The organism is Gelidibacter sp. (assembly GCF_035577925.1).
Lineage (GTDB): Bacteria > Bacteroidota > Bacteroidia > Flavobacteriales > Flavobacteriaceae > Gelidibacter.
This window is the reverse complement of record NZ_DATJCY010000367.1, coordinates 1-4842: the sequence shown is the minus strand read 5'-3', so window position 1 is coordinate 4842 and position 4842 is coordinate 1. Positions and strand designations below refer to the sequence as shown.

Annotated in this window: 4 protein-coding genes and 1 tRNA gene; 2 read left to right on the top strand and 3 right to left on the bottom strand. The window is 34.7% G+C overall.

Annotation, left to right across the window (positions count from 1 at the left end):
* Both VNJ50_RS14080 and VNJ50_RS14075 read right to left on the bottom strand, forming a co-directional pair.
* A partial coding sequence (locus tag VNJ50_RS14080; RefSeq protein WP_325582932.1) for an aconitase family protein occupies positions 1 to 817 on the bottom strand: 817 nt, incomplete at its 3' end.
* 2 nt (positions 818 to 819) lie between these two features.
* Entirely contained in the window at positions 820 to 1995 is a 1176-nt protein-coding gene (locus VNJ50_RS14075; RefSeq protein WP_325582931.1) for a 2-isopropylmalate synthase, read from the bottom strand.
* A 148-nt stretch (positions 1996 to 2143) separates the two neighbouring features.
* On the opposite strand from VNJ50_RS14075, the gene VNJ50_RS14070 reads away from it, so the two are divergent.
* Positions 2144 to 3706, top strand: coding sequence for a hypothetical protein (locus tag VNJ50_RS14070; RefSeq protein ID WP_325582930.1), 1563 nt, complete (start codon positions 2144 to 2146; stop codon positions 3704 to 3706).
* Between the two features lie 254 nt (positions 3707 to 3960).
* Positions 3961 to 4034: transfer RNA gene (locus VNJ50_RS14065), tRNA-Ala, on the top strand.
* 291 nt (positions 4035 to 4325) lie between these two features.
* On the opposite strand, the gene VNJ50_RS14060 is transcribed toward VNJ50_RS14065, so the two are convergent.
* Positions 4326 to 4842, bottom strand: a 517-nt coding sequence (locus tag VNJ50_RS14060) for an Abi family protein (RefSeq protein ID WP_325582929.1), incomplete at its 5' end; no start/stop codon positions are given.

Here is a 4842-nt window from a genome sequence, read left to right as displayed (position 1 = left end):
AAACAGCATCATCATCGGTTGGAAGTGTTTTCCAATAGGCGACTTTTTTATCAAACGCCTCACCTTTTGGTGCAAATTTCCGACCTTTAACATATTCAAAAGTAGTCTCATCTGGTGCAATCATACCACCTCTTGCGCCCATTTCAATACTCATATTACAGACGGTCATACGACCTTCCATAGACATGTTTTCAAAAACATCACCAGCATATTCACAAAAATAGCCTGTGCCAGCATTGGTCCCAATTTTTGAAATAATGTAAAGAATGACATCTTTTGGAAGCACTCCATTTTTTAATTTGCCATTAACTGTTACGCGTAAACTTTTTGGCTTGGTAAGCAATAAACACTGACTTGCAAAAACTTGTGCCACTTGACTGGTTCCAATTCCGAAGGCGATGGTTCCAAAAGCTCCATGCGTTGAAGTATGGCTATCGCCACACACAATGGTCATACCAGGTTGGGTAATGCCCAATTCGGGTGCCATAACGTGTACTATGCCGTTGTACTTATGGCCCAATTCATAAAGTGTGATGTTGTTTTTCTCACAATTTTCAGAAAGTTGCTCCAATTGTTTTCTTGACAGCGCATCTTTAATTGGCAAATGCTGATTGATCGTTGGGGTATTATGATCGGCCGTAGCCACAATCTGATCAGGTCTAAAAATCGGAATATGACGTTCTTCAAGCTCTTTAAATGCTTGCGGACTCGTCACTTCATGAATAAGATGTTTGTCGATATATAAAATTTGCGGACCATTGGCAATGGTATCCACCACGTGCGCATCCCAAACTTTATCAAATAAGGTTTTTCCCATTTTTATGCTGAAATTATTTGTTTATAGACGGTGCTGGTTTCAATAATTTGATGAATGTCCTGATCATTGATTTCTTTTTTAAGATCAGCAAAATTCAAGAAATTAACATACACTTCGTCCAATTGTAATTTTGTCAATTCATAACCGACATTTTTAGCTCTATATGCCAATGCTGCACGACCACTTCTGGCGGTCAATACAATAGCCGATTCCGTAACACCAACATCTTTTGGATCGATGATTTCATAGGTTTCCCTATTTTTGATAACGCCATCCTGATGGATTCCAGAACTGTGCGCAAAAGCATTAGCGCCCACAATAGCTTTGTTAGGTTGTGTATAAATGCCCATACTTTCTGAAACCAACTGGCTAATGCCATACAAATGTTGTGTTTTGATATTCGTATCCAGATTAAGGTATGGATGTTGTTTTAATATCATCACCACTTCTTCGAGTGCTGTATTTCCGGCACGTTCACCTATTCCATTAATGGTACACTCAATTTGTCGGGCACCATTGATAACGCCTTCAATTGAATTGGCCGTTGCCAAACCTAAATCATTATGGCAATGGCAGGATAAAATTGCTTTTTCAATGCCTTTTACATTTTCCTTCAGGTACTTTATTTTTGCACCATATTCGCTCGGCAGACAATATCCCGTAGTATCCGGAATATTTAACACCGTTGCACCAGCTTTAATGGCCATTTCGCAAACTCGAGCCAGAAATTCATTATCAGTCCGTCCGGCATCTTCGGCATAAAACTCAACATCTTCAACAAAGGATTTCGCATATTTTACAGCATCATAGGTACGTTGTAAAATAGCATCTTGATTAGAATTGAATTTGTATTTAATATGCGATGCAGACGTTCCAATACCCGTATGGATTCGTGGGTGTTTGGCATATTTTAAGGCTTCGGCAGCCACTTTGATATCGTTTTCAACAGCGCGTGTCAATCCGCAAACTGTTGTGTTTTTAATCAATTTTGCGATTTCCTCGACAGATTTAAAATCGCCCGGACTGGATACCGGAAAACCTGCTTCAATGATATCAACACCTAAATTTTCGAGTTGTTCTGCAATGATCAGTTTTTGATTGGTATTCAATTTACAGCCAGGAACTTGCTCTCCATCTCTTAAAGTTGTGTCAAAAATTTGAACATTAGTATCAGACATTTGTTGTAGTTTTATTTTTGTATTGACCAGCTAATTTATACTTTCGATTAAGATTCGCAGATTCAATACCTTTACTTTTACGATGTTCAGTCGATTTTAATTATTATAAACACCTGATTAACAAATTTTTAAATAGCACTTTAACGTGATGACTAAAGAGCAAAAAGATAATTTATTTCAATTGGTAAAATCCTTGACCAAATCTGAAAAACGACAATTTAAATTGTTTGTTGGACGGTTGGGAGTAAATGCTGATTCTAAATTTTTGAATCTTTTTAACCTTTTAGATAAGTCCAACACCTATGATGAACCCGCCATTATAAAAACAGGAATTGTCAAAAAACAACAATTGGCCAACGTCAAAGCACATTTATACAAGCAAATTTTAATCAGCTTAAAACTTAATCCTTCACATCAAAATATCCGTTCGCAAATACGCGAACAACTTGATTTTGCTTCCATTTTATACCATAAAGGATTATACAAACAAGGGTTGCGGATTTTAGAAAAAGCCAAGGAACTCGCCATCCAAAATGAAGAAAAAAATTTGGCTTTTGAGATTGTTGAACTCGAAAAAATAATCGAATCACAATTCATTACACGCAGTATCAGCACGCGAGCAGACGAACTGACCTCACAAGCCAAAGAACTGAGCGAGTTGAACGTCATTACCAGTAAGCTCTCTAATTTGTCATTGCAATTATATAGCATGATCTTAAAATCGGGTTATGTTAAAAACAAAGAAGAAGCTCAAAAAATAACAACCTATTTCAACGAACGCTTACCAATATTTGACATATCGGAAGTAGGATTTAGAGAAAAATTCTGGCTCTATAATTCCTATCTGTGGCGTTGTTTTTTGCTTCAAGATTTTTTAAACTGCTATAAATATGCTTTAAAATGGGTGAATTTATTCTATGATTATCCACACATGATTAGTTTAAATCCTGTATTTTTTCTGAAGGGAAATAATTATTTATTAGAAGCCTTATTTTTTATCAGAAGAAAACCAAGATTTTTAAAACAACTTCATAATTTGGAAAAACAATTACAACACCCCGATTTTCCGAAAGATGAAAACGTCGAAGCCTTAGTATTTTTATATCTAAATTTTCATAGAATCAATCAACATTTTATTGATGGCAGTTTTGATGAAGGACTAAATCTTATTCCAAGAATAGAGAACAAATTAAATAAATTCGATTCGCGTCTTGACGAGCATCATAAGATGATTTTTTACTACAAGTTTGCGAGCATGCAGTTTGGTGCCGGCAATAATAAAGCCTGTATTTTTTATTTGGATAAAATTATCTCCAACAAGTCGCTTTCCATGCGCGAAGATTTACAGTGTTTTGCACGCGTTTTAAATTTGGTGGCACATTATGAAGCCGGATTGGATTACCATTTGGAAAGTTTATTGAAAAGCACGTATAAATTCCTGATAAAAATCAATGACTTGTACAAGGTTCAAAAAGAAATGATAAAGTTTATAAAAGGTTTACAGGATATTTATCCACACGACTTGAAAAATGCCTTTATTGAATTACATAAAACTTTAAAAACCTATGAAGACCATCCTTATGAGCGTCGAGCATTTTTATATTTGGATATTATTTCATGGTTGGAAAGTAAAATCGAAAACAAATCGGTTGGCCAGGTCATCAGAGATAAATATTTGGCCGAAACTGCATCGCGGTCGATGAAAAAATAATAGACTTTTTACTAATTTAAACACAGCACCTCAATTTTCAATTTTAAAACATTTATCAAAATATGGTTTCTTCAAAAATTCTTTTAAAAAACACCGTTCTTAAAAAAAGATTTTAATAGTCCAAAGGCACCCACATTGGTATTGAGTGGATTAATGTAAAACGAAATAAATTAGGTGAATTAAATCTTGCAACATCACTAGATTTATAGAAAAATATATTAAGTTTGCCACTTATCCGAAGTAGGATAAAAAATGGGGATGTAGCTCAGTTGGCTAGAGCGCTTGCCTGGCAGGCAAGAGGTCGTCGGTTCGAGCCCGATCTTCTCCACATAAAAACCCTTGAATCAGTAATGATTACAAGGGTTTTTTATTTTAGTTAACCTTCGAGTTATTAAGATTACTTTTTATTTGTTCTCTCGTATATCCTCTGAAATTAAAAAAACCTCATAAACTTAACGTTTATAAGGTTTTATGTTTCTAAACTGTGGTCCAACCTGGGATGAATCTAAATTATTCAACTAATTGACATTCATGTCGTTGTGTTTAAATTTTAAAATTAGGTATCATAATGGTATCAAAAATCGCCGTTTAAATTAATTTAATATGAAGTTTATCCATATTATTTCCATAAAGGTTCATTTTGCCAATTAGGCTTCATTCCTAATGCGTTTGGATCAACACTTGGATATTGCGCTAACAAATCACTCAATTTCGTAGAAAAATCATTTTGGGGTATAATGGTGTTTAGCATATACCTCATTAAACACATATGTACATAAAGTTGGCTAAATTCATGTTGTTTAGGTACGTTTATGTTATCTACTATCCAAGGATTTGGTGGCTTAGGTAATAATTTTACGGTTCCTGGTAAATTTCTATTCCATAGTCTTGAATGATGTGCGCAGAAATTACGTATTTGGGCTATAGATTGTAACCAACTGGGCAAATAGGTATGATTAACCGCACCAAAATCTTTAGCTATTTGGTTCTTCGCATTAACATTATTCTTCAAATTACCATAAAGCTTAGATAATGCTCCAAAACTTGTTTGTTCTAATGATTTCCATGCTGGTGGAAATCTACCATCGTCCTTATGCTTTTTAATATGTTTTTTTATACTGTCATCTTTTGTTCTA